22 protein-coding genes are annotated in these 25,421 nt (G+C 60.2%); 16 read left to right on the top strand and 6 right to left on the bottom strand.

What is annotated here, in order from left to right:
- Positions 1-175 precede the first annotated feature (175 nt).
- From V6Z53_RS15465 to V6Z53_RS15455, 3 genes are all read right to left on the bottom strand, one after another.
- A complete protein-coding gene (locus V6Z53_RS15465) occupies positions 176-1,675 on the bottom strand; it encodes a helix-turn-helix transcriptional regulator (protein WP_338586425.1) in 1,500 nt (499 codons plus the stop codon).
- Between the two features lie 236 nt (positions 1,676-1,911).
- Positions 1,912-3,195 (bottom strand): Zn-dependent hydrolase, encoded by a 1,284-nt coding sequence (locus V6Z53_RS15460; protein WP_338586423.1) that lies wholly within the window; start codon positions 3,193-3,195, stop codon positions 1,912-1,914.
- Between the two features lie 148 nt (positions 3,196-3,343).
- A complete protein-coding gene (locus tag V6Z53_RS15455; protein ID WP_338586422.1) occupies positions 3,344-4,828 on the bottom strand; it encodes an NCS1 family nucleobase:cation symporter-1 in 1,485 nt (494 codons plus the stop codon).
- Positions 4,829-5,368: 540 nt separating this feature from the next.
- Here V6Z53_RS15455 and hydA point away from each other — a divergent pair.
- The 3 genes from hydA to preA all read left to right on the top strand — a co-directional run bounded on the left by hydA (position 5,369) and on the right by preA (position 9,654).
- Positions 5,369-6,808 (top strand): dihydropyrimidinase, encoded by a 1,440-nt coding sequence (gene hydA, locus V6Z53_RS15450; protein WP_338586421.1) that lies wholly within the window; start codon positions 5,369-5,371, stop codon positions 6,806-6,808.
- A gap of 203 nt (positions 6,809-7,011) precedes the next feature.
- On the top strand, positions 7,012-8,379 hold the full coding sequence (locus V6Z53_RS15445; RefSeq protein WP_338586499.1) for an NAD(P)-dependent oxidoreductase: 1,368 nt from the start codon (positions 7,012-7,014) through the stop codon (positions 8,377-8,379).
- Positions 8,380-9,654: an NAD-dependent dihydropyrimidine dehydrogenase subunit PreA gene (preA, locus tag V6Z53_RS15440; RefSeq protein WP_338586420.1), complete on the top strand. Its 1,275-nt coding sequence runs from the start codon at positions 8,380-8,382 to the stop codon at positions 9,652-9,654.
- Between the two features lie 141 nt (positions 9,655-9,795).
- Here preA and V6Z53_RS15435 read toward each other — a convergent pair whose 3' ends face one another.
- Positions 9,796-10,416 (bottom strand): TetR/AcrR family transcriptional regulator, encoded by a 621-nt coding sequence (locus V6Z53_RS15435; protein WP_338586419.1) that lies wholly within the window; start codon positions 10,414-10,416, stop codon positions 9,796-9,798.
- A 132-nt stretch (positions 10,417-10,548) separates the two neighbouring features.
- Here V6Z53_RS15435 and copC point away from each other — a divergent pair, with 132 nt between their 5' ends.
- The 9 genes from copC (at position 10,549) to V6Z53_RS15390 (ending at position 19,268) form a co-directional block, all read left to right on the top strand.
- Positions 10,549-10,914 carry a copper homeostasis periplasmic binding protein CopC gene (copC, locus tag V6Z53_RS15430; protein WP_338586417.1) on the top strand — a complete coding sequence of 122 codons (366 nt, stop codon included), beginning with the start codon at positions 10,549-10,551 and terminating at the stop codon, positions 10,912-10,914.
- Positions 10,915-10,917: 3 nt separating this feature from the next.
- The gene (copD, locus tag V6Z53_RS15425; protein WP_338586416.1) at positions 10,918-11,775 is read left to right on the top strand and encodes a copper homeostasis membrane protein CopD; all 858 of its coding nucleotides are present in this window, start codon (positions 10,918-10,920) and stop codon (positions 11,773-11,775) included.
- Positions 11,776-12,012: 237 nt separating this feature from the next.
- Positions 12,013-13,311 (top strand): OprD family porin, encoded by a 1,299-nt coding sequence (locus V6Z53_RS15420; protein ID WP_338586415.1) that lies wholly within the window; start codon positions 12,013-12,015, stop codon positions 13,309-13,311.
- A gap of 271 nt (positions 13,312-13,582) precedes the next feature.
- Positions 13,583-14,407, top strand: a complete 825-nt coding sequence (locus tag V6Z53_RS15415) for an NAD(P)-dependent oxidoreductase (RefSeq protein ID WP_338586414.1) — start codon at positions 13,583-13,585, stop codon at positions 14,405-14,407.
- Positions 14,408-14,463: 56 nt separating this feature from the next.
- Complete coding sequence (locus V6Z53_RS15410; protein ID WP_338586413.1) at positions 14,464-15,357, top strand: SMP-30/gluconolactonase/LRE family protein; 894 nt, start codon at positions 14,464-14,466, stop codon at positions 15,355-15,357.
- 59 nt (positions 15,358-15,416) lie between these two features.
- Complete coding sequence (locus tag V6Z53_RS15405) at positions 15,417-16,388, top strand: TRAP transporter substrate-binding protein (RefSeq protein WP_338586412.1); 972 nt, start codon at positions 15,417-15,419, stop codon at positions 16,386-16,388.
- A gap of 78 nt (positions 16,389-16,466) precedes the next feature.
- Positions 16,467-16,994, top strand: a complete 528-nt coding sequence (locus V6Z53_RS15400) for a TRAP transporter small permease (protein ID WP_338586411.1) — start codon at positions 16,467-16,469, stop codon at positions 16,992-16,994.
- Positions 16,995-18,275 (top strand): TRAP transporter large permease, encoded by a 1,281-nt coding sequence (locus tag V6Z53_RS15395; protein WP_338586410.1) that lies wholly within the window; start codon positions 16,995-16,997, stop codon positions 18,273-18,275.
- A gap of 123 nt (positions 18,276-18,398) precedes the next feature.
- The gene (locus V6Z53_RS15390) at positions 18,399-19,268 is read left to right on the top strand and encodes an aldose 1-epimerase (RefSeq protein WP_338586409.1); all 870 of its coding nucleotides are present in this window, start codon (positions 18,399-18,401) and stop codon (positions 19,266-19,268) included.
- Here the strand turns inward: V6Z53_RS15390 and V6Z53_RS15385 are convergent.
- Complete coding sequence (locus V6Z53_RS15385) at positions 19,263-20,066, bottom strand: sulfite exporter TauE/SafE family protein (protein WP_338586408.1); 804 nt, start codon at positions 20,064-20,066, stop codon at positions 19,263-19,265. The two genes, V6Z53_RS15390 and V6Z53_RS15385, sit on opposite strands and share 6 nt — an antisense overlap.
- Positions 20,067-20,228: 162 nt before the next feature.
- On the opposite strand from V6Z53_RS15385, the gene V6Z53_RS15380 reads away from it, so the two are divergent.
- Positions 20,229-21,092, top strand: a complete 864-nt coding sequence (locus V6Z53_RS15380; protein WP_338586407.1) for an MBL fold metallo-hydrolase — start codon at positions 20,229-20,231, stop codon at positions 21,090-21,092.
- 84 nt (positions 21,093-21,176) lie between these two features.
- Here V6Z53_RS15380 and bkdR read toward each other — a convergent pair whose 3' ends face one another.
- Positions 21,177-21,665 carry a Bkd operon transcriptional regulator BkdR gene (gene bkdR, locus V6Z53_RS15375; RefSeq protein ID WP_025111414.1) on the bottom strand — a complete coding sequence of 163 codons (489 nt, stop codon included), beginning with the start codon at positions 21,663-21,665 and terminating at the stop codon, positions 21,177-21,179.
- Positions 21,666-21,850: 185 nt separating this feature from the next.
- On the opposite strand from bkdR, the gene V6Z53_RS15370 reads away from it, so the two are divergent.
- The 3 genes from V6Z53_RS15370 to V6Z53_RS15360 are packed head-to-tail and all read left to right on the top strand — an operon-like array spanning position 21,851 to position 25,418.
- Positions 21,851-23,086 carry a 3-methyl-2-oxobutanoate dehydrogenase (2-methylpropanoyl-transferring) subunit alpha gene (locus tag V6Z53_RS15370; RefSeq protein WP_338586403.1) on the top strand — a complete coding sequence of 412 codons (1,236 nt, stop codon included), beginning with the start codon at positions 21,851-21,853 and terminating at the stop codon, positions 23,084-23,086.
- Between the two features lies 1 nt (position 23,087).
- Positions 23,088-24,146, top strand: a complete 1,059-nt coding sequence (locus tag V6Z53_RS15365) for an alpha-ketoacid dehydrogenase subunit beta (protein WP_338586402.1) — start codon at positions 23,088-23,090, stop codon at positions 24,144-24,146.
- Positions 24,147-25,418: a dihydrolipoamide acetyltransferase family protein gene (locus tag V6Z53_RS15360; RefSeq protein WP_338586401.1), complete on the top strand. Its 1,272-nt coding sequence runs from the start codon at positions 24,147-24,149 to the stop codon at positions 25,416-25,418.
- Positions 25,419-25,421: the final 3 nt, after the last annotated feature.

Below are 25,421 nucleotides of genomic sequence, written 5' to 3'. Positions count from 1 at the left end.
GCGATTGACCCCGGCGGCGTGAAACACCGTATTGCACATTCATCAGGCAGTTCCTTCAGCGGTTTCGTAGGGCATTCAGGCGATCCGCAGATACCTGTCGCACCGTTCCAGCCTAAGAACCGCCCCACCAGAGCAACACACTAAATTGCACCCCGATCATTAGTGCATTTGCACCTTACCGCTGGCCCTTGGATCGCCCTGTGCCGGAAAACAGACCGCGCTCCCGCGCCCAGACAATCGCCTCGCTGCGGCTGTGCACATCGAGCTTGGAATACACCGTCGCCACGTGATTGCGAACTGTGTTCGGAGCCAGTTTGAGCCGTGCGGCGATTTCCTTGTCGGCCAGGCCTTCGCAGATCAGGCCCAGTACATCGCGCTCCCGGGCCGTCAAATCGGTGAAAGACACGCTGGGCAATTGCGGTGAATTGACGTTTTTCACGTTGGCGAGCTTTTCGATCAGCGTGCGACTGAACCACGAGGCGTCTTTCATCACCTCTTCAATTGCCGACACCAGTTCCAGCTCGGTTCGCTTGCGCTCGGTGATGTCCATCAACACCAGTAGGTAGCAGGGATTATCCTGAATATTCACCGTGTCCGCCGACACGGCGCAATCGATCAACCCTGCGTCCTTTTTGCGCACCCGCACATCGATGCGATCCAGGCTTCCGGTCTTCTCGAGCGCCGCGAACAGCCGGGTTCTGGCACCTTTGTCATCGATAAAATCGATCTGCGCGATGCTTTCGCCGAGGACCTCTTCGCTGGGATAACCGAGGGTATCGAGGAACGCTTCATTGACATCCAGCACCAACTGATCGCCCGCCCCGCAAACCAGAATCGGCACAGGCGACAGGCGGAACGCCTTGGCAAAGCGTTCCTCGCTTTGGCGCAAAGCCATTTCGGCCTTGTGCCGGGGTTCCATGTCGACGAAGGAAAACAGCATGCAAGCCTCGTCGTTGAGTTCCAGCGGCTGACCGGCAACGATCACCTGCTTGCTACCACCGTCGGCCATGCGTAACTCGGCCTGCATCTGCGGGATGGTCGCGCCCTCGCGCAAGCGTTGCTTGGCCAGGTCCTTGTTTTCGGCCTGTTCCAGCACGTCCAGTTCATAGGTGGACGTGCCGATCACCTGATCGCGGGCATAACCGGTCATTTCCAGGAAGCCGGGATTGACCTTGATGTAGCGCAAATCACTGAGGCGACAGATCACCGCCGGCGCCGGATTGGCGGCGAAGGTTTTCTCGAAACGCTGCTCGGCGCTGGCCCAATCGGTGACGTCGTCCATGATCAGCACCAGGGATTCCGGCTCATCTCGGCTGTCGGCCAACACCAGGCTGCGCACCCGATGGAACCAGGTGCGCTCGTCTTCACCTGCCAAGGAGGTGACCTGCACCAACACGTCACTGAAGGTCTCGCCCCGCGCGACTCGATTGACGGGATAGCTATCGGCTGGCACCACATGATTATTGCGATAGCGCAGGGCAAAGCGCTTGGCATAGGCCTTGGCATCTGCGCCCAGATCGCTGACCTGCTCGACGCCGTGCATGGCCAGCGCCGCGTCATTGGCCCAGAGAATGCTCTGGTCGGGGTCGAGCACAATCACCCCGTCGGACAGACCGGCGATGATCTGCTGCAACTGGCGGCGATTGGTTTCGGTGGTCAGGACGTCCTGGCTCATTACAACTCCACACGGGCGAAGGGCTTGTGAAGTTACGACCGCCCGGCTTTGCGTTCGTGCGAAGAACTCTGTAGGAGCGAGCCTGTGGCGAGGGAGCTTGCTCCCGCTGGGTGGCGAAGCCACCCCAATCCCGGCCAACCAAGTGTTCCTGACACTCTGAGTTGGCGGGTTTTGGGCCTGCTGCGCAGGCCAGCGGGAGCAAGCTCCCTCGCCACGGTGATCCGTTGTTGAGCGCCTCAGGCAGCCAGTTCTCCTTTTGCGACAGCGGCTGATGCGGCGAGCATCGCCCGCAACAACACCGCACACCCCGCCGCCAGATCATCCGGCGCGGCGTTTTCGATTTCGTTGTGGCTGATGCCGCCTTCGCAGGGGACGAAGATCATCCCGGCCGGCCCGAGTTCGGCGAGGAAGATTGCGTCGTGCCCCGCTCCGCTGACGATGTCCATATGCGATAGACCCAGTCCCTGCGCGGCACCGCGTACCGCTTCGACGCAGCCTTTGTCGAAGTACAACGGCGGGAAGTCGGCGGTTGGCGTGAGTTCGAAGGTCAGGCCGTGTTCTTCGCAGGTGGTTTCGATGACTTCGCGCACTTCGGCGATCATCGAATCCAGGCGCGCCGGTTCCAGGTGACGGAAATCGAGGGTCATGCGCACTTCGCCGGGTATGACGTTGCGTGAGCCAGGGTACGCTTGCAGGCAACCGACGGTGCCGCAGGCGTGCGGTTGATGACCGAGAGCGGCGCGATTGACCGCGCCGACGATCACGGCGGCGCCGACCAATGCATCTTTGCGCAGGTGCATCGGCGTCGGGCCGGCATGGGCTTCGACGCCGCGCAGTTTCAGGTCGAACCATTTCTGCCCGAGTGCGCCCATCACCACGCCGATGGTTTTGCGTTCGTCTTCGAGGATCGGGCCTTGTTCGATGTGGGCTTCGAAGTAGGCGCCCACGGCGTGGCCGCTGACTTTGCGTGGCCCGGCGTAACCGATGGCGTTGAGCGCTTCACCGACGGTCACACCCTCGGCGTCGACCTTGGCCAGGGTTTCTTCAAGGGTGAATTTTTCCGCGAACACGCCGGAACCCATCATGCACGGAGCGAATCGCGAGCCTTCTTCGTTTGTCCACACCACCACTTCCAGCGGTGCTTCGGTTTCGATGTTCAGGTCATTGAGCGTGCGCAGCACTTCGACGCCAGCGAGCACGCCGAAACAGCCATCGAACTTGCCGCCCGTGGGTTGGGTGTCGATGTGGCTGCCGGTCATGACCGGTGGCAGGTTCGGATTGCGGCCAGGACGGCGGGCGAAAATGTTGCCCACGGCGTCGATGCTGACGGTGCATCCGGCCTCCTCACACCAGTTGACGAAGATGTCCCGCGCCTGGCGGTCGAGATCGGTCAGGGCCAGGCGACAGACGCCGCCCTTGACCGTGGCGCCGAGCTTGGCCAGTTCCATGAGCGACTGCCACAAGCGATCGCGATTGATGTGCTGATGGGTGGACTGCAGAACGTCTACGGCCGCGTTCATGATGATCTCCTCAGGCTGTTCTTATGGATTTCTTCAGGCAATTTGTTGGTGCTTGTGCCACCGCTATCGCGAGCAGGCTCGCTCCCACAGGTTTTATGGACACCCGAGACACCTGTGGGAGCTGGCTTGCCAGCGATGAGGCCCCATCTCACACCGCAGATTTCGCAACAGAGTGACTGGGCCGCATCGCACACAACCCGTAATAAATCACCCCGCCCAGCGCCGAACCGGTAAACCAGCCATAGCTGTAGAACCAGCTGAACGCATCGCTGCCCAACGACAACAACGTCAGCACCACCGGCACGCCAAATGCGATAAACCCGTTCCAGTTCCACGCCGGGTACACGTCATCGCGATAGAGCCCGGCAAGGTCAAGTTGCTGTTTCTTGATCAGGAAATAGTCCACCACCATGATCCCGGCAATGGGTCCGAGCAAACTGGAATAGCCGAGCAGCCAGTTGGAATAGACCGACTCCAGGCTGACGTCCGAAACGATCAGGCCAAGCTTTTTCAGCAACTCATGGGCCATCAACCCCAGCCCCACCAACCCGGTGAGGATCACCGCTTTAGTCCGGTTGATCACCTTGGGCGCAAGGTTCTGGAAGTCGTTGGTCGGCGACACGATGTTGGCCGCCGTGTTGGTCGACAGCGTGGCGATGATGATCAGCGCCATGGCAATGGCAACCCACACCGGACTCTGGATATGACCGATCAGCGTCACCGGATCGGACACTGTCACGCCCACCAGTTTCACCGAGGCAGCGGTCATCACCACGCCGAGGGAGGCAAACAGGAACATGGTCAGCGGCAAGCCGATGATCTGCCCGACAATCTGATCCTTCTGGCTTTTTGCGTAGCGGCTGAAGTCCGGAATGTTCAGTGACAACGTGGCCCAGAACCCGACCATCGCCGTCAGGCCGGCAGCGAAGTAACTGGCCACGCCGGCGCCTTCGGGACGCTTGGCCGGGATCGCCAGCAATTCGGTCATCGACACATTCGGCATGGCCCAGACCAGCAGCCCTGCGCCCACCAGCACCAACAGCGGTGCGGACAGGGTTTCCAGCCATTTGATCGACTCGGCGCCGCGAATCACCACCCACAGGTTCAGCGCCCAGAACACCATGAAGCCAATCACCTCACCCGTGCCGCCGAGGGATTTCCAGCCCTCGAACACCGAGCCCAGAAACAGGTGAATCGCCAGGCCGCCGAACATGGTTTGAATGCCGAACCAGCCGCATGCCACCAACGCCCGGATCAGACACGGGATGTTCGAACCGAGGACGCCGAAAGACGAGCGCAGCAACACCGGAAACGGAATCCCGTACTTGGTGCCGGGGAAGGCGTTCAGGGTCAGGGGAATCAGCACGATGATGTTGGCAAACAGAATCGCCAGCAGCGCTTCGCCAACGCTCAGGCCGAAATACGCGGTCAACACGCCGCCGAGGGTATAGGTCGGTACGCAAATCGCCATGCCGACCCACAACGCCGTGATGTGCCATTTATTCCAGGTACGTTCGCGCACTTTGGTTGGTGCGATGTCGTGGTTATACCGGGGACTGTCGAGGACATCGCTGCCGGCTTCAAGCTCAAACAAGCCGTCGCGCTCGGTCACTTGCGATCTGATCTGTTGCATGGCCGCTCCACTGTTCTTTTGATTATTTTTGCTCATCAGGGGCTGGCGCCATCAATAACCGTGCCGGACACCCCGATTGCGCATCGGGCAGTTCCATAAACACTTTGCAACTAACTGATGTTTATCAGTTTTATTCACCGACCCGACTATTTGCCGCGCCACTCAGGCCGAATGCCAGGCAAGTTGTCCGAACAGTCAGGACTCAATCTGGTGCGTTGATCTTTTTTTCAAAGTCGCGCATCAACCATAGACCATACTCAAACAGCTGATTTCACATAAGAAATCTTGACCATTTTTCGATCCTGTCAAGTGCGTCAAAATGGTGAGAGGCCTCACCATTTTGGGGATTTCTGTTTTTAATCGTTATTTATCAAACAGTTAAAACAGAAATAAGCTTATAAAAAATATTCTTGCTGATTCCATAAACTGCGGCTAGCGTTTAATCCTGACAGCATTGACAGGAATAACCCTGTTTGCACTTGCTTCATATAAAACATTTAGAACCGGCATCAGTCGGTCATTGCCTGCGAGGAATCCGGAATGTCTCTGTTGATCCGTGGCGCTACCGTTGTTACCCATGATGAAAGTTATCGCGCCGATGTGTATTGCGCAGACGGCGTGATCAAGGCCATTGGCGAAAACCTCGATATTCCCGCAGGTGCCGAAATACTCGACGGCAGCGGCCAATACCTGATGCCGGGCGGCATTGATCCACACACTCACATGCAACTGCCCTTCATGGGCACCGTGGCCAGCGAAGACTTTTTCAGCGGCACGGCGGCGGGTCTTGCCGGTGGCACGACTTCGATCATCGACTTCGTGATTCCCAACCCGCAGCAATCGTTGATGGAAGCCTTTCATCAGTGGCGCGGCTGGGCCGAGAAATCGGCGTCCGATTACGGCTTCCACGTCGCCATCACCTGGTGGAGCGAGCAGGTTCGCGAAGACATGGCCGAGCTGGTCAGCCAGCACGGGGTGAACAGCTTCAAGCATTTCATGGCGTACAAAAACGCGATCATGGCCGCCGACGACACGTTGGTGGCGAGCTTCGAACGCTGCCTGGAATTGGGTGCTGTTCCCACTGTCCACGCGGAAAACGGTGAACTGGTCTATCACCTGCAACGCAAGCTGATGGCCCAGGGCATGACCGGGCCGGAAGCGCATCCGCTGTCACGTCCGTCGCAGGTTGAAGGCGAAGCCGCGAGCCGGGCGATCCGGATTGCCGAAACCCTGGGCACGCCGCTGTATCTGGTACACGTGTCGACCAAAGAAGCGCTGGACGAAATCACCTATGCCCGCAGCAAAGGCCAACCGGTCTACGGAGAAGTGCTGGCCGGGCATCTGCTGCTGGACGACAGCGTCTACCAGCACCCGGACTGGCAGACCGCTGCCGGTTACGTGATGAGCCCGCCGTTCCGTCCGCGCGGTCATCAGGAAGCACTGTGGCATGGCCTGCAAGCGGGCAACCTGCACACCACCGCCACCGACCACTGCTGCTTCTGCGCCGAGCAAAAAGCCGCCGGCAAGGACGACTTCAGCAAAATCCCCAATGGCACCGCCGGTATTGAAGACCGCATGGCCGTGCTCTGGGAAGAAGGGGTGAACACCGGGCGTTTTTCGATGCAGCAATTCGTTGCTCTTACCTCCACCAATACCGCGAAAATCTTCAACCTCTACCCGCGCAAAGGTGCGATCCGCGTTGGTTCCGATGCCGATCTGGTGCTGTGGGACCCGCAGGGCACGCGGACGATTTCCGCCAAGACCCATCACCAGCAAGTCGACTTCAACATCTTCGAAGGCAAGACCGTGCGCGGCGTGCCGAGCCATACCATCAGCCAGGGCCGCGTGGTCTGGGCCGATGGCGACTTGCGCGCCGAACGTGGTGCCGGACGGTACATCGAACGGCCGGCGTATCCGGCGGTGTTTGATTTGCTGAGCAAGCGGGCTGAGCAGCACAAGCCGACGGCTGTGAAACGCTGACAAACCCTGTGGCGAGGGAGCTTGCTCCCGCTGGGTGGCGAAGCCGCCCCAAACTCTGTCAACCCGGTGCTTATGACACTCCGAGTCGACTGGTTTTGGGCCCGCTGCGCAGTCCAACGGGAGCAAGCTCCCTCGCCACAGGGTGAAGAAAAAAAACAATGCCCATCAGAGGCAGCACCTCAATTTACCGTGAGGCCAAAACCGTGATCAAGACCCTGACCCACCTCCCGCATCCTTACGAGAACGCGGCCGTCCTCGCTGGCCATTTCACCGATCTGGCGCCGCCGCTCAATGAGCGTCAGGCGCATCTGGAAGCCTCGCGCTGCCTGTATTGCTACGACGCGCCGTGCGTGAACGCCTGCCCGAGCGAGATCGATATTCCCTCGTTCATCCGCAATATTCATCAGGACAACGTGCAAGGCGCCGCGCAGAAAATCCTCTCGGCCAACATCCTCGGCGGCAGTTGCGCCCGGGTCTGTCCGACGGAAATCCTTTGCCAGCAAGCCTGTGTGCGCAACAACAGCCACGAATGCGCGCCGGTGCTGATCGGCCTTTTGCAGCGCTACGCCGTAGACAATGCGCATTTCAGCGAACACCCCTTCCGCCGCGCCGCCGCCACCGGCAAACGCATCGCCGTAGTCGGTGCCGGCCCGGCCGGGTTGTCCTGCGCCCACCGCAGCGCCATGCACGGGCATGACGTGGTGATTTTTGAAGCCAGGGAAAAGGCCGGTGGCCTGAATGAATACGGCATCGCCAAGTACAAACTGGTGGACGACTACGCACAAAAGGAACTCGATTTCCTGTTGGACATTGGCGGTATCGAAATCCGTCACGGACAAAAACTCGGAGAGAACCTGAGCCTCAGCGACCTGCATCAACAGTTCGACGCGGTGTTCCTCGGCCTCGGCCTGGCCGCCAGCAAACAATTGGGGCTGCCCCACGAAGACGCGCCCGGCCTGCTCGCTGCCACCGACTACATCCGCGAATTGCGCCAGGCCGATGACCTGACCGAGTTACCGCTGGCCGACCACTGCATCGTGCTCGGCGCCGGCAACACCGCCATCGACATGGCCGTGCAAATGGCCCGCCTCGGTGCTCACGACGTGAATCTGGTGTACCGCCGTGGCGTCGAGGACATGGGCGCCACGCATCACGAACAAGACATCGCCAAAGCCAATCAAGTGCGCCTGTTGACCTGGGCGCAACCCGAGGAAGTGTTGCTCGATGACCAAGGGCAAGTGCGCGGCATGCGTTTCGCTCGTACGCATCTGGTTGAGGGGCGCCTGCAAACCACGGGTGAAACTTTCGAACTGGCGGCTGACGCGATCTTCAAGGCCATCGGCCAGGCCTTCGACGGCAGCGCCCTCGCCGATCCGCTGGCCCGCGAACTCAAGCGTCAGGGCGAGCGCATTGAAGTGGACGAAAACCTGCGTACCAGCATTCCCGGCGTGTATGCCGGTGGCGACTGCACCAGCCTCGATCAGGACCTCACCGTGCAAGCGGTGCAACACGGCAAGCGCGCCGCCGAGGCGATCAACGCTCAACTGATGCTCAACGTGGAGGCTGCGTAAATGGCCGATCTGTCGATTGTCTTCGCCGGCATCAAATCTCCGAATCCGTTCTGGCTGGCCTCCGCGCCGCCGACCGACAAGGCCTACAACGTGGTCCGCGCCTTTGAAGCGGGCTGGGGTGGCGTGGTCTGGAAAACCCTGGGTGAAGACCCGGCGGCGGTGAACGTGTCTTCGCGTTATTCGGCGCACTTCGGGGCCAACAGAGAGGTTCTCGGATTTAACAACATCGAACTGATCACCGACCGCTCGCTGGAGATCAACCTGCGGGAAATCACCCAGGTGAAAAAGGACTGGCCGGACCGCGCGCTGATCGTTTCGTTGATGGTGCCTTGCGTCGAGGAATCCTGGAAACACATCCTGCCGCTGGTGGAAGCCACCGGTGCCGACGGTATCGAACTGAACTTCGGTTGCCCTCACGGCATGCCGGAACGTGGCATGGGCGCGGCGGTGGGTCAGGTGCCGGAGTATGTCGAACAGGTCACGCGCTGGTGCAAGACGTATTGCTCGCTGCCGGTGATCGTCAAGCTCACGCCGAACATCACCGACATCCGCGTGGCGGCTCGCGCGGCTCATCGTGGGGGTGCGGATGCGGTGTCGCTGATCAACACGATCAACTCGATCACCAGCGTCAACCTGGAGCGCATGGTTGCCAATCCCATGGTCGGCAGCCAAAGCACCCACGGCGGTTATTGCGGTTCGGCGGTCAAGCCGATTGCCTTGAACATGGTCGCCGAAATCGCCCGCGATCCGCAGACCCAAGGCCTGCCCATCAGCGGTATTGGCGGTATCGGCAACTGGCGCGACGCGGCGGAATTCATCGCGCTGGGCAGCGGCTCGGTGCAGGTGTGCACGGCGGCGATGCTCCACGGTTTCCGGATCGTCGAGGAGATGAAGGACGGCCTCTCACGCTGGATGGACAGCCAAGGCTACGCCAGCATCGCCGAGTTTTCCGGGCGCGCAGTGACCAACACCACGGACTGGAAGTACCTGGACATCAACTATCAGGTGATCGCGAAAATCGACCAGGAGGCGTGCATCGGTTGTGGTCGCTGTCATATCGCTTGCGAGGACACTTCGCACCAGGCCGTGGCCAGCCTGAAAAAAGCCGACGGTACGCACAGCTATGAAGTGATCGACGAGGAATGCGTGGGCTGCAACCTGTGCCAGATCACCTGCCCGGTCGAGGACTGCATCGAGATGGTGCCGATGGAGAACGGCAAGCCGTTTCTGGACTGGAATCATGATTCGAGGAATCCGTTTCATGTTAGTCCTTGAGATGTACGGCGTCTGAGCTGGCCTCATCGCGGGCAAGCCTTGCTCCTACAGATTAAGCGTCGATCATTGGATCGTAATCTGACGCAAAACCTGTAGGAGCAAGGCTTGCCCGCGATGGCGTCGGCAGCTTCGCCGTATATCTCAGGGCTCCAACCCAATCCCCCGCAAAATCACACTCGTCACCGTCTGCACCGCCCGCTCGAACTGCATGTCCGACAGGGGTTGATGGTCATTGAGAATGTTCACCTGATGATCGAAGTCAGCGTAGTGCTGGGTCGAGGCCCAGATCATGTACAGCAGGCTCGACGGTTCCACCGGCAGGATGCGTCCATCTTCCACCCACTGGCGGATCTTCGCTTCTTTCATCTTGGCCCAGTCGTACAGGCTCGCGTCCAGCGCCGTGCCCAGGGTCGGCGCGCCGTGGATGATTTCGTTGGCCCAGACTTTCGAACCATGTGGCCGGCTGCGGGAGTGGTTCATTTTGGCGCGGATGTAGCTGCTGAGCACCACGCGCGGGTCGTCGAACATTTCGAAGCACAGCGCGTCCTGTTTCCACACTTCCAGCAGGTCGAACAGCACGGCGCTGTACAGTTCGGTCTTGGTGCTGAAGTAGTAATGCAGGTTGGAGCGCGGCAGTTGCACTTCGGCGGCGATGTCGGCCATGGCGGTGCTGCCGAAACCTTTTTCAGCGAAGACCTTCTCGGCCCCCAGCAGAATTTTCTCGACGTTACTGCGGCGAATCTCGATCTTGTGATTGCCCATGAGGGCTCCCTGACAACAGCGTTAAACAAGACTAGCATCCGCTCTAGCTTGCGGCGACAGGGGAAAAGCAAACTTCGTACAACCCGCATCGCCCGACTAAACTGCCCCGAACCCACCGCTGAGGGACTCACCATGCGTTTGAAGAAAACCCTGACCGCCGTCGCCCTGCTCGGCTCGCTGTTTGCCGCTTCAACTGCGTTTGCCCACGCCCATTTGCAAAGCCAGACACCCGCCGCCGACAGCACCGTGAAAGCCCCGGCGGAACTGAGCCTGGTGTTTTCCGAAGGCGTCGAAGCCGACTTCTGCAAAGTCACGATCACCCACGACGGTGCCGATGTGCTGGTGAAAAGCCTGGTCACCCAAGGCCCAGATAAGAAGACCCTGATCGTCACCCCGGCTGTGCCGTTGACTGCGGGTGACTACAAGGTCGAGTGGCATGTCGTGTCGGTCGATACTCACAAGAGCGAAGGCGCGTACGCGTTCGAGGTCGACCAATAACACATGACCAACGCGATGGTGCTGTGCCGTTTCCTGCATTTCACCGTGGTGCTGATGCTGTTCGGAGCGTGGGTATTCAAACCGCTGCTTTTGCGCAGCGAGACAACGCTGGATCAGTCGCTGGCGCGCGTCTGTCGTTGGCTCGCAACACTGGCACTGCTCAGCGGCATTGGCTGGTTGCTGCTGGTCACCGCGAGCATGGCTGGCACGTGGCAGGCGGCGTTTGAATCGTCGACCTTGCAGCGAGTGCTGACACATACCTTTTTCGGTCGAATCTGGACGTGGCACCTGCTGCTCAATGGCTTGCTGGTGGCGTTGCTGCTGACGCCCCTGCGTAACAATCTGCCCTTGCAAGTCATCCTCAGCGGCCTGGCATTGGCGACCCTCGCCCCCATCGGCCACGGCGCCATGCTCGATGGCGCCGCAGGGCAATTACTGATCCTCAATCAACTCATTCACCTGACCTGCGTCGGTACCTGGCTCGGCGGCTTGATGCTGCTGGTCATGATCCTGCGCCGCCCTGACGAACATGCCATCCGCACGCTGTTGCAGCGATTCAGCGGCGTTGGTTATGTCTTGGTGGCTGGGCTGACAGTCAGCGGATTGATCAACGTGCGGGCGCTCACCGGAGCCTGGTGGCCGACGCCGTTGCTGTCGGGTTTTGCCCTGATTCTATTGATCAAGGTGTCGCTGGTTGCCGCGATGCTGGGGTTGGCGTTATTCAATCGGCTGCGGATCAATGATTGCGAACGGCGTCTGGCGACGTTGCGCAACAGCGTGATGCTGGAGTGGTTGTTGGGGCTTGGCGCGGTAGCGGCGGTTTCGCTGCTCGGAACCCTGGCGCCGATGATTTCTAGCTGAATACACATCCTCATGTGGGAGCGGGCTTGCTCGCGAAAACAGCCTTACATTCAACACCTGTATTGCCTGACCCATTGCATTCGCGAGCAAGCCCGCTCCCACAAAATCCTAAACACCTCGCAAGTCATCGTATAACTTCCGATTGACAACCCGCAAAAATCCCGCAAATATTCGCCCCAATGTTGTACGACGACGTATGACAAACAATAAAAACAAAAAAGAAAAGGGAGCGTTACAGTGAGCAAATTCGCCCGCAATTTTTCCGTCCGTAGTCCACGTCCCACCTTCGCCCGTCGCCACACCCTGAGCCTGATCGGTTGCAGCACCTTGGCCCTCGCCCTGCCTATGACCAGCCAGGCCGAAGGTTTCACCGATGACGCCAAAGCCACGCTGAACCTGCGCAACGCCTACTTCAACCGCAACTACACCAACCCGGCTTACCCGCAGGGCAAGGCGGAAGAGTGGACACAGAACTTCATCCTCGACGCCAAGTCCGGCTTCACCCAAGGCCCGGTCGGCTTCGGTGTGGATGTGCTGGGGTTGTACTCGCAAAAACTCGATGGCGGTAAAGGCACTGGCGGCACGCAACTGCTGCCGATCCATGGTGATGGTCGCCCGGCCGACAACTTCGGGCGCCTGGGTGTCGCGCTCAAAGGCAAGATTTCCAAGACTGAATTAAAGGTCGGCGAATGGATGCCGGTGCTGCCGATCCTGCGCTCCGATGACGGCCGTTCGCTGCCGCAAACCTTCCAGGGCGGCCAGGTGACTTCCACCGAAATCAGTGGTCTGACGCTCTACGGCGGTCAGTTCCGTCAGAACAGCCCGCGCAACGATGCGAGCATGGAAGACATGTTCATGAACGGCAAATCGGCGGCCTTCAGCTCCGACCGTTTCAACTTCGGCGGCGGCGAATACGCCTTCAACGAAAAACGCACTCAGGTTGGCGTGTGGTACGCCGAACTCAGCGACATCTATCAGCAGCAGTACTTCAACCTGAGCCACAGCCAGCCGATCGGCGACTGGACCCTCGGCGCCAACCTCGGCTACTTCATCGGCAAGGAAGACGGCAGCGCCCTGGCCGGCGACCTCGACAACAAAACCGCGTTCGCCCTCCTCTCTGCCAAGTACGGCGGCAACACCTTCTACGTCGGCTTGCAGAAACTCAGCGGCGACGATGTCTGGATGCGCGTCAACGGCACCAGCGGCGGCACCCTGGCCAACGACAGCTACAACTCCAGCTATGACAACGCCAAGGAAAAATCCTGGCAGGTGCGTCATGACTACAACTTCGTCGCTCTCGGCGTTCCTGGCCTGACCCTGATGAACCGCTACATCAGCGGCGACAACGTGCACACCGGGACCATCACCGACGGCAAGGAATGGGGCCGCGAATCGGAACTGGCCTACACCGTGCAGAGCGGTCCGCTGAAAAATCTCAACGTCAAATGGCGTAACGCGAGCATCCGCAAGAACTTCAGCACCAACGAGTTCGATGAGAACCGGTTGTTTATCAGCTACCCGATCAGCCTGCTGTAAACACAAAACCAATGTAGGAGCGAGCCTGCTCGCGATGGCGGCATTTCAGTCGACTTTGATGTTGAATGTCAGGCCGCCAATCGCGAGCAGGCTCACTCCTACAAGGTGCGCGAGGCCTTGAAGAATTACCGCAGGCTTTCAGGACACGACCCTCCGTCCATTTCCACCAAAGTCGCGTTGACAAGAACCGGATAGCCTAACGATACTTCGCCATAGTCGTACGACAACCTACAACGAACCAATAACAACAACCGCTTGTCCAGGGATTCCCATGACGACCACTGCAACCGCCCGCACTCCCTTCAATCGCCTGCTGCTGACCGGCGCCGCCGGTGGCCTGGGCAAAGTCTTGCGCGAAAGCCTGCGCCCGTATGCCAACGTCATTCGCCTGTCGGACATCGCCGATATCGCCCCGGCCATCGATGACCGCGAAGAAGTCGTGCCCTGCGACCTCGCCGACAAGCAAGCCGTACATCAATTGGTCGAAGGCGTGGACGCGATCCTGCACTTCGGTGGCGTGTCGACCGAGCATTCGTTCGAACAGATCCTCGGCGCCAACATCTGCGGTGTGTTCCACATTTACGAAGCGGCGCGCCGACATGGCGTCAAGCGCGTGATCTTCGCCAGCTCCAACCACGTCATCGGCTTCTATAAGCAGGACGAAGTGATCGACGCCCACTCCCCTCACCGTCCTGACAGCTATTACGGTCTGTCCAAAGCCTACGGCGAAGACATGGCCACGTTCTACTTCGACCGCTACGGCATCGAGACCGTCAGCGTGCGCATCGGCTCGTCGTTCCCGGAACCTCAGAACCGCCGGATGATGAGCACCTGGCTGAGCTTTGGCGACCTGACCCAATTGCTCGAACGCGCGTTGTACACCCCGAACGTCGGCCACACCGTGGTCTACGGCATGTCCGACAACAAGGACATCTGGTGGGACAACCGCTACGCCACGAACCTGGGCTATTCACCGAACGACACTTCCGAAGTGTTCCGCGAAAAGGTTGAAGCGCAGCCGATGCCGGCTGCCGATGACCCGGCGCGGGTCTACCAGGGTGGCGGGTTCTGCGCGGCCGGCCCGTTCGGCGACTGAAACATCCAACGCTTCCCACTTGATCCCACAACAAAAACCCAAGGGAATGAGTTGCCATGCAAGCTGAATTGATTGTCGATGCCCGTAACGCCGTCGGTGAGAGCCCGGTCTGGGTCCCTGAGGAAAACGCCCTGTACTGGGTCGATATTCCCGCCGGGGGCCTGCAGCGCTGGAGCGCCGAAACCGGGCATGTCCACGCCTGGAAGACGCCGGAAATGCTCGCGTGCATCACCCGGCACCGTGACGGTGGCTGGGTCGCGGGAATGGAAAGCGGGTTCTTTCATCTGCACGCGCATAGCGATGGCAGCCTCGACAGCGACTTGCTCGCACACGTTGATCACGCCCGCACCGACATGCGCCTCAACGATGGTCGCTGCGACCGCCAAGGGCGTTTCTGGGCCGGCAGCATGGTGCTGAACATGGGCGCCAATGCTGCTGACGGTACGCTTTATCGCTACAGCGCCGGGCAACGCGGGCCGCTCGCTGCGCAACTGGGCGGCTTCATCGTGCCCAATGGCCTGGGTTTCAGCCCGGACGGCAAGACCATGTACCTGTCGGACTCGCACCCCAACGTGCAACTGATCTGGGCCTTCGACTACGACATCGACAGCGGCACCCCCTCCAATCGCCGCGTATTTGTCGACATGAATGACTACTGCGGTCGCCCCGACGGTGCGGCGGTGGATGCCGAAGGCTGCTACTGGATCTGCGCCAACGACGCCGGATTGATTCACCGCTTTACCCCCGACGGCCGACTGGATCGCTCACTCGCCGTACCGGTGAAAAAACCAACCATGTGCGCCTTCGGCGGCAGTCGACTGGACACGTTGTTCGTGACCTCGATTCGTCCCGGTGACGACCACGACGAACAGTCGCTGGCCGGTGGCGTGTTCGCCCTCAAACCCGGCGTCAATGGCTTGCCGGAACCGCTATTCAACGATTTGCCTTAACCCCCTCTGCTACACCGCTGTGCCTTGAACAAAAAAACAATAAAACCGGAGACACAAACATGGACTTCAAACGCACCTTGCTCGCCGCAGCACTCCCGCTCGCCTTCTCGCTCAGCAGCGCCGCCCATGCGCTGGAAATCAAATTCGCCGACATCCATCCCGCCGGTTATCCGACGGTGGTGGCTGAAGAGCAACTGGGTAAAACCCTGGTGGCCGACAGCGACGGCAAACTGACCTTCAAGATGTTCGCCGGTGGCGTGCTCGGTTCGGAAAAGGAAGTAGTCGAACAGGCTCAGGTCGGCGCCATTCAGATGGCCCGCGTCAGCCTCGGCATCGTCGGCCCGGTAGTGCCGGACGTGAACGTGTTCAACATGCCGTTCGTGTTCCGTGACCAGGCGCACATGCGCAAAGTCATTGACGGTGAAGTCGGCGACGAGATCCTCGACAAGATCACCAATTCCGAATTCAACCTGGTCGCCCTGGCCTGGATGGACGGCGGCACGCGCAACCTCTACACCAAGAAACCGGTACGCACCCTCGAAGACCTCAAGGGCATGAAGATCCGCGTACAAGGCAACCCGATGTTCATCGAAACCATCAACGCCATGGGCGGCAACGGCATTGCGATGGACACCGGCGAAATCTTCAGTGCCTTGCAGACCGGCGTGATCGACGGTGCGGAAAACAATCCGCCGACCATGCTTGAACACAACCACTACCAGAACGCCAAGTTCTACAGCCTGACCGGCCACCTGATCCTGCCTGAGCCGATCGTGATGTCGAAGATCACCTGGAACAAACTCACCCCTGAGCAGCAGGCGCTCGTGAAGAAAACCGCCAAAGCCGCACAGGCCCAGGAACGCACCTTGTGGGATGCGAAATCGGCCAGCAGCGAAGAGAAGCTCAAGGCTGCGGGCGTCGAGTTCATCACCGTCGACAAAAAACCTTTCTATGAAGCGACCGCCTCGATCCGCGAGAAGTACGGCGCACCTTACGCCGATCTGATCAAGCGCATCGAAGCCGTTCAGTAACTCTCCCTGCATTCAAGAAAGGCCCGGCGCCACTGACGCAGCTGTATGTCCGTGCGCGCCCGGTTACGGTGGAACCCGATGAAGAATCTGCTGCTACGTTTCAATGACAAGCTCTACATGACCTGTATCTGGGTCGCCGGGCTCTCCGTATTGGCCATTGCGCTGATCATCCCTTGGGGCGTATTTGCCCGTTATGTACTCGGTACCGGCTCCAGCTGGCCCGAGCCCACTGCAATCCTGCTGATGATGGTGTTCACCTTCATCGGCGCCGCCGCCAGCTATCGTTCCGGCTCGCACATGGCGGTGGCAATGCTCACCGACCGCATGCAACCGAATCTGCGCAAAGCCATGAGTGTGTTCGCACAATTGCTGATGGCGACTATCAGCCTGTTCATGGCGATCTGGGGCACCAAGCTGTGCCTGTCGACGTGGAACCAGTTCATGAGCGCCCTGCCGACCCTCCGCGTAGGCATCACCTACATGCCGATTCCGGTGGGCGGCGTGCTGACGCTGATTTTTGTTTTGGAAAAACTCTTGCTCGGTGACCAGAGCAACCGTCGGGTCGTGCGTTTCGACATCGTTGAAGAAAACGAAGGGGCTGCCTGAATGGACGCTTTTATTCTGTTGGGCAGTTTTATCGCGTTGATCCTGATCGGCATGCCTGTCGCTTACGCGCTGGGGCTTTCCGCGCTGATCGGTGCGTTCTGGATCGACATTCCGTTCCAGGCGCTGATGATTCAGGTCGCTGGCGGCGTGAACAAATTCTCCCTGCTGGCGATTCCGTTCTTCGTCCTGGCCGGCGCGATCATGGCCGAGGGCGGGATGTCCCGGCGCCTGGTGGCATTTGCCGGGGTGCTGGTGGGTTTCGTGCGCGGCGGCTTGTCGCTGGTCAACATCATGGCCTCGACCTTCTTCGGTGCGATCTCCGGTTCTTCGGTGGCGGATACCGCTTCGGTGGGTTCGGTACTGATTCCTGAGATGGAACGTCGCGGCTATCCGCGGGAGTTCGCCACTGCGGTGACGGTCAGCGGTTCGGTGCAAGCCCTGCTGACCCCTCCAAGCCACAACTCGGTACTGTACTCGCTGGCGGCGGGCGGCACGGTGTCGATTGCCTCGCTGTTCATGGCCGGCGTGGTGCCGGGCCTGATGATGAGCGCGTGCCTGATGGTGCTGTGCCTGATCTTCGCCAAGAAGCGCGACTATCCGAAAGGCGAAGTCATTCCGATGCGCGAAGCGCTGAAGATTTGCGGTGAAGCGTTGTGGGGCCTGATGGCGATGGTCATCATCCTCGGCGGTATTCTTTCGGGGATTTTCACTGCGACCGAATCGGCGGCCATTGCCGTGCTGTGGTCGTTCTTCGTGACCATGTTCATCTACCGCGACTACAAGTGGAGCGAACTGCCGAAACTGATGCACCGTACGGTGCGGACGATTTCGATTGTGATGATCCTGATCGGTTTCGCTGCAAGCTTCGGCTACATCATGACGCTGATGCAGATCCCGGCGAAGATCACCACGATGTTCCTGACGCTGTCGGACAACCGTTACGTGATCCTGATGTGCATCAACGTCATGCTGCTGTTGCTCGGCACCGTGATGGACATGGCGCCGCTGATCCTGATCCTGACGCCGATCCTGATGCCGGTGATTCTGGGCATTGGCGTGGACCCGGTGCAGTTCGGCATGATCATGCTGGTGAACCTGGGGATTGGTTTGATAACGCCGCCGGTGGGCGCGGTACTCTTTGTGGGGTCGGCCGTGGGTAAAGTCAGTATCGAAAAAACCGTGAAGGCCCTGCTGCCGTTCTATGCCGTGCTGTTCCTGGTGCTGATGGCCGTGACCTACATTCCGGCAATTTCGCTGTGGTTGCCGCATTTGGTGTTGTAATCCTTGTCCTGTAGGAGCACGGCTTGCCGGCGATAGCGATCTCACGTACGCCATCGCCGGCAAGCCGTGCTCCTACAGGGGATTTCATTCATATCCCACTCAACGTTTCTATTGCTGGTCAATATGTCGCCAACACTGCTCGAACTCGAAGACGAATTCACCCGCCTCACCCTCGCCCCGGAACTCGGCGGCAGCATCGTCAACTGGACCGTGCGCAGCACTGGCCAACCCTTGTTGCGCCACGCCGATGCCCACGCCCTCAACACCGGTTTGCCCGGCAAGCTTGGCTGCTTTCCCTTGGTGCCTTGGTCCAACCGCATCGCAGAAGGCGGCTTCGACTGCCCCGATGGCTGGCTGGCACTGACGCCTAACAGCCTCACCGATCCACTACCGATTCACGGCAGCGCCTGGCAGCAAGCGTGGCAAGTGGTGTCATCCACCGCGCATGAAGTGGTGCTGCAACTCGATAGCCCCTGTCCTTTCGCTTACTGCGCCCGCCAACGCTTCCATCTGAGCGAAGGCAAACTGAGCATCGAATTGAGTGTGACCCATCAAGCCGAGCAAGCCGCCTGGCATGGTCTGGGACTGCATCCGTATCTGCCGCGCACCGCCAACACCCGCTTGCACGCACCAGCCCGCCAGGTCTGGTTGTGCGACAGCACCAAACTGCCGACACAGCTCGACAGCCTGCCCGCCGACTGGAATTTCCAGTCACTCAAGCCGCTCCCCGAATCACTGGTCGACAACGGCTTCTGCGAATGGAACGGCCGGTGCCTGATCCAGCAACCGGATCTAGGTTATGAACTGGAATGCCAAGCCACCGGCAGCGATTACTACCTGCTCTACTGCCCGGTTGGCCTGGAGTTTTTCTGCATCGAACCGGTAAGTCATCCGGTCAACGCCCATCACCTGCCCGGTCGCCCGGGGTTACGTTTGCTGGAACAGGGACAAACCGCTGAACTGGGTTTCAGCCTGCAATACCGAGCCTTATAAGGCGCGCACCAGCATGTAGACGGCGACCACCAGACAGATGCTGGCAAACCCCACCTGCAACGCCCGCGCCGGCACCTGGGCACAAAGCTTTCGGCCAATGACCATGCCGACAATGCTGGAGACGATGAAGGCAACACCCAGCCCATCGATGCGCACCCCGGCATGCAATGCACCGATCACGCCGATGGCCGAGATCAGGCTGATCACCATCAGCGAGGTGGCGATGATTCCACGCATCTGCACATCGGTCAGTTGCTTGAACGCAGGCACAATCAAAAACCCGCCGCCAACCCCCAGCAACCCTGACACGACACCGGTCACCGCCCCCAGCGCGGCGAGGGTCGCGGTACATTTGGCGGTCCAGGAAAAGCGCCCGGTGTGCTGATCGAGCATGCAGTTCTTCTGGCCCCAGTTGGCATGCCCGTGATCGCTCGGCCCCTCGTCCTTGCGCTCACGGCGCAGCATCCGCGCAGCGACCATGACCATCAGCAGGCTGAACAGGATCATCAGGATTTTTTCCGGCAACTGATGGGCGAAGTAGATGCCCACCGGCGAAAACACCGCGCCGAGCGCCGCGATCAACAATGCCGCGCGATAGCGCACAAGGCCATGCCGCAAACCATCGATGGCCCCCACCGCCGCCGCGCTGCCCACCGCGAACAGCGCAACGGGCGCCGCCGTGGTCATGCTCCATCCCAGGCCCAGCACCAACGCCGGTACGGCCAGAATGCCGCCGCCGGCCCCGGTCAAACCCAGCACCAATCCCATGACCACACCAAAAAAACTCGCCAGCAACATAAAACGCTCGTAATCCATGACAAAGGCCGGGAACGCCCGGTATCGATAGAGTGACAGGATAGAGCCCACCCGGATTTTTCGTTAACAGAATTGACGCGGGGGCTGGTCAGCGCAGGGAAAATGAAACTAACCTCATGACTTGTCCACGAAGAAACAACCCTCATGCCTGCCCTGATTGAAGCCTTTTTCGACGATGCCTCGTCCACCTACAGCTACGTGATCTACGAAGCGGATGGCGGGCAGTGTGCGATCGTCGACCCGGTGCTCGACTACAACCCTGCTGCCGGTCGAACCACCACCGTGCAGGCGGACCGCATCAGCGCGTTCGTGCGCGAGCACCGCTTGCAGGTGCAATGGCTGCTGGAAACCCACGCCCATGCCGATCACCTGTCCGCCGCGCCGTACCTGCGCCGGGAACTGGGCGGCCGGATCGCCATCGGCCAGTCGATCTGCAAGGTGCAGAACGTGTTCAAGACCCTGTTCAACCTTGAACCGGAATTTTGCATCGATGGCTCGCAGTTCGATCACCTGTTCGCCCCCGACGAAACTTTCCACATTGGCAACATCCAAGCCACGGCGCTGCATGTGCCCGGCCATACCCCGGCGGACATGGCGTACCTGATCGGCAACGAAGTGATTCTGGTCGGCGACACAATGTTCATGCCGGACGTCGGCACCGCACGCTGCGACTTTCCCGGCGGCAATGCCAACCAGATGTTCGCCTCGATCCACAAATTGCTGGCCTTCCCCGCCAACGTGCGCCTTTACGTCTGCCACGATTACCCGCCCGAGGGCCGCGAACCGCAGTGCATGACCACCGTCGGGGAGCAGCGCAAAAGCAACATCCACGTGCGCGACGGCATCGACGAAGCGGCCTTCGTTGCCATGCGCACCCAGCGCGATGAGGGTTTGGGCATGCCGACGCTGTTGTTGCCGGCGATTCAGGTGAATGTGCGGGCGGGGAATCTGCCGCCGGCGGAAGACAATGGCGTGACCTACCTGAAAATCCCGATCAATAAATTCTGACCTGTAGGAGCAAAGCTTGCTCGCGATAGCGCCCTTGAGATCGCCATCGCGAGCAAGCTTTGCTCCTACGGATTTGAGGTCGCTTCACGCGCCCAACGTCAGGCCATTCGCCGGCAACGGCAGCGCCGTCTTATAGCGCACCTGCTTCAGCGCAAAACTCGACCGAATGTTCGCCACCCCCGGCACCTTGGTCAGAAAATCCATCATGAAGCGCTCCAGCGACTGAATGGTCGGCACCAGCACGCGGATCAAGTAATCCGGGTCGCCGGCCATCAGGTAGCACTCCATCACTTCCGGGCGATCGGAAATCGCTTCCTCGAAATGCTGCAACGCTTCCTCCACCTGCTTCTCCAGGCTGACGTGGATGAACACGTTCACGTGCAGCCCCAGCAGGTCGGCGTCCAGCAGCGTTACCTGCTCGCGAATCAGGCCCAGTTCTTCCATCGCCTTGACCCGATTGAAGCACGGTGTCGGCGACAGGTTGACCGAGCGTGCAAGGTCGGCGTTGGTGATCCGGGCGTTCTCCTGAAGGCTGTTGAGAATGCCGATATCGGTACGGTCCAGTTTGCGCATGAGACAAAACCACCTGCTTTTTATGTTTATGCAGATTTTTTATCTGCAAATGATCATTAGCGCAATGAAACAGAGAGAAATATTCTTCTTGGCCGGGCCTATGATTGTTGTAGGACAAGATTTCTTCCAACGAACGAAATCTGTCAGCTCACTACAAGAAATTCACAAGATCGAGCGTAGAAGCCATGACCCAAGCGTACGAACCGCTGCGCCTGCACGTCCCTGAACCTTCGGGCCGTCCCGGCTGCAAAACCGACTTCTCCTACCTGCATCTGACCGATGCCGGCACGGTGCGCAAACCCCCAATCGACGTTGAACCCGCCGAAACGGCCGATCTGGCCCGCGGCCTGATTCGCGTGCTCGACGATAAGGGCAACGCCTTGGGTCCGTGGGCCGAAGGCGTACCCACCGAGATCCTGCGCAAAGGCATGCGCGCCATGCTCAAGACGCGGATCTACGACAACCGCATGGTGGTCGCCCAGCGTCAGAAGAAAATGTCGTTCTACATGCAGAGCCTTGGCGAAGAAGCCATCGGCAGCGCTCAGGCCTTGGCCTTGAACATCGACGACATGTGCTTCCCGACCTACCGTCAGCAAAGCATCCTGATGGCCCGCGACGTACCGCTGGTGGACCTGATCTGCCAACTGCTGTCCAACGAGCGCGATCCGCTCAAGGGACGTCAGTTGCCGATCATGTATTCGGTGAAAGAGTCCGGCTTCTTCACCATTTCCGGCAACCTCGCGACCCAATTCATCCAGGCTGTGGGCTGGGGCATGGCCTCGGCGATCAAGGGCGACACCAAAATCGCTTCGGCCTGGATCGGCGACGGCGCCACTGCTGAATCTGACTTCCACACCGCCCTGACTTTCGCCCACGTATACCGTGCGCCGGTGATCCTCAACGTGGTCAACAACCAGTGGGCGATCTCCACCTTCCAGGCGATTGCCGGTGGGGAAGCCACCACGTTCGCCGGTCGTGGCGTCGGTTGCGGCATCGCCTCGCTGCGGGTCGACGGCAACGATTTCTACGCGGTCTACGCCGCCTCGGCCTGGGCTGCCGAACGCGCCCGCCGCAACCTCGGCCCGACCATGATCGAATGGGTCACCTACCGCGCCGGCCCGCACTCCACTTCCGATGATCCATCGAAATACCGTCCGGCCGATGACTGGAGCCACTTCCCGTTGGGCGATCCGATCGCGCGCCTCAAGCAGCACCTGATCAAGGTCGGCCAGTGGTCCGAAGAGGAACACACCGCCGTCAGCGCCGAACTGGAAGCCGAAGTCATCGCCGCGCAGAAAGAAGCCGAGAAATTCGGCACCTTGGCCGGTGGCCAGATTCCAAGCGCCGCGACCATGTTCGAAGACGTCTACAAAGAGATGCCGGAGCACTTGAAGCGCCAGCGTCAAGAGCTGGGGATCTGACATGAACGATCACAACAACAATATCCAGTTGGACACCGCCATGACCACGACCACCATGACCATGATCCAGGCCCTGCGCTCGGCCATGGATGTGATGCTTGAGCGTGACGACAACGTCGTGGTGTTCGGCCAGGACGTCGGCTACTTCGGCGGCGTGTTCCGCTGCACCGAAGGCCTGCAGAACAAATACGGCACCTCCCGCGTGTTCGACGCGCCGATCTCCGAGAGCGGCATCGTTGGCGTCGCCGTTGGCATGGGCGCCTACGGTCTGCGCCCGGTGGCCGAGATCCAGTTCGCCGACTATGTGTACCCGGCGTCCGACCAGATCATCTCCGAAGCCGCCCGCCTGCGTTATCGCTCGGCCGGTGAGTTCACCGCACCGATGACCCTGCGCATGCCCTGCGGCGGCGGCATCTATGGTGGCCAGACTCACAGCCAGAGCATCGAGGCGATGTTCACGCAGGTGTGCGGTCTGCGCACCGTCATGCCATCCAACCCGTATGACGCCAAGGGCCTGCTGATCGCTTCCATCGAAAACGATGACCCGGTGATCTTCCTGGAGCCAAAGCGCCTGTACAACGGCCCGTTCGACGGCCATCACGACCGCCCGGTAACCCCGTGGTCGAAACACCCTGCCGCGCAAGTGCCGGACGGCTACTACACCGTGCCGCTGGACGTCGCCGCCATTACCCGTCCGGGTAAGGACGTGACCATCCTGACTTACGGCACCACCGTGTACGTGTCGCAGGTCGCCGCTGAAGAAACCGGCATCGACGCCGAAGTCATCGACCTGCGCAGCCTGTGGCCGCTGGACCTGGAAACCATCGTCAAGTCGGTGAAGAAAACCGGCCGCTGCGTGGTAGTCCATGAAGCCACCCGCACCTGCGGTTTCGGCGCTGAACTGGTGTCGTTGGTGCAAGAGCACTGCTTCCACCACCTGGAAGCGCCGATCGAACGCGTCACTGGTTGGGACACTCCCTACCCGCACGCGCAAGAGTGGGCGTATTTCCCTGGCCCGTCCCGTGTGGGCGCGGCTCTGAAACGGGTCATGGAGGTCTGAATGGGCACGCACGTTATTAAGATGCCGGACATTGGTGAAGGCATTGCAGAAGTTGAATTGTCGGTGTGGCACGTCAAGGTCGGCGACATGGTCGTCGAAGATCAGGTGCTGGCCGATGTCATGACCGATAAAGCGATGGTGGATATTCCTTCGCCGGTGCATGGCAAGGTCATCGCCCTCGGCGGTCAGCCGGGCGAAGTCATGGCGGTCGGCAGTGTGCTGATCAGCATTGAAGTCGAAGGCGCGGGCAACGTTAAGGAGTCGGCGCAACCGGCACCTGTAAAAGAAGCGCCGGTCGCAGCACCGAAAGTCGAAGCCGTAGTGGAACGCAAACCGGTGGCTGCCGCAGCGCCGAAAGCTGCCGTTTGCCAGGGTCCGATGGTCGCTCGTGAAGCGGATGAACGTCCGCTGGCCTCCCCAGCCGTGCGCAAGCATGCGCTGGACTTGGGCATTCAACTGCGCCTGGTGCGCGGCACCGGCCCGGCCGGTCGCGTGTTGCATGAAGACCTCGACGCCTACCTGGCGCAGGGGCAGTCCAATGCATCGACGGTCAACAGTGCCTACACCCAGCGCACTGACGAAGAACAAATCCCGGTGATCGGCATGCGCCGCAAGATCGCCCAGCGCATGCAGGACGCCACCCAGCGTGCCGCCCATTTCAGTTATGTCGAAGAAATCGACGTCACCGCCGTGGAAGAGCTGCGCGCACACCTCAACGAAAAACACGGTGCCACTCGCGGCAAGCTGACTTTGCTGCCGTTCCTGGTCCGCGCAATGGTCGTCGCGCTGCGCGATTTCCCGCAGATCAACGCCCGTTACGACGACGAAGCCCAGGTCATCACCCGCCTCGGCGCGGTGCATGTGGGTATCGCCACCCAGGCCGACATCGGTTTGATGGTGCCGGTGGTACGTCACGCCGAAGCCCGCAGCCTGTGGGACAGCGCGACAGAAATCTCTCGCTTGGCCACCGCTGCGCGCAACGGCAAGGCCAGCCGCGATGAATTGTCCGGCTCGACCATCACCCTGACCAGCCTCGGCGCGTTGGGCGGCATCGTCAGCACACCGGTGCTGAACCTGCCGGAAGTGGCAATCATTGGCGTGAACAAAATCGTCGAACGGCCAATGGTCATCAAGGGCCAGATCGTGATCCGCAAGATGATGAACCTCTCCAGCTCCTTCGATCACCGCGTGGTCGACGGCATGGACGCGGCGCTCTTCATCCAGGCCATCCGTGGCTTGCTCGAACAACCCGCCACCTTGTTTGTGGAGTAACGA

The organism is Pseudomonas sp. MAG733B (genome assembly GCF_036884845.1).
Taxonomy (GTDB): Bacteria; Pseudomonadota; Gammaproteobacteria; order Pseudomonadales; family Pseudomonadaceae; genus Aquipseudomonas.
Note: the sequence above shows the minus strand (reverse complement) of the source record. Positions and strands in the feature narration are given on the sequence as shown.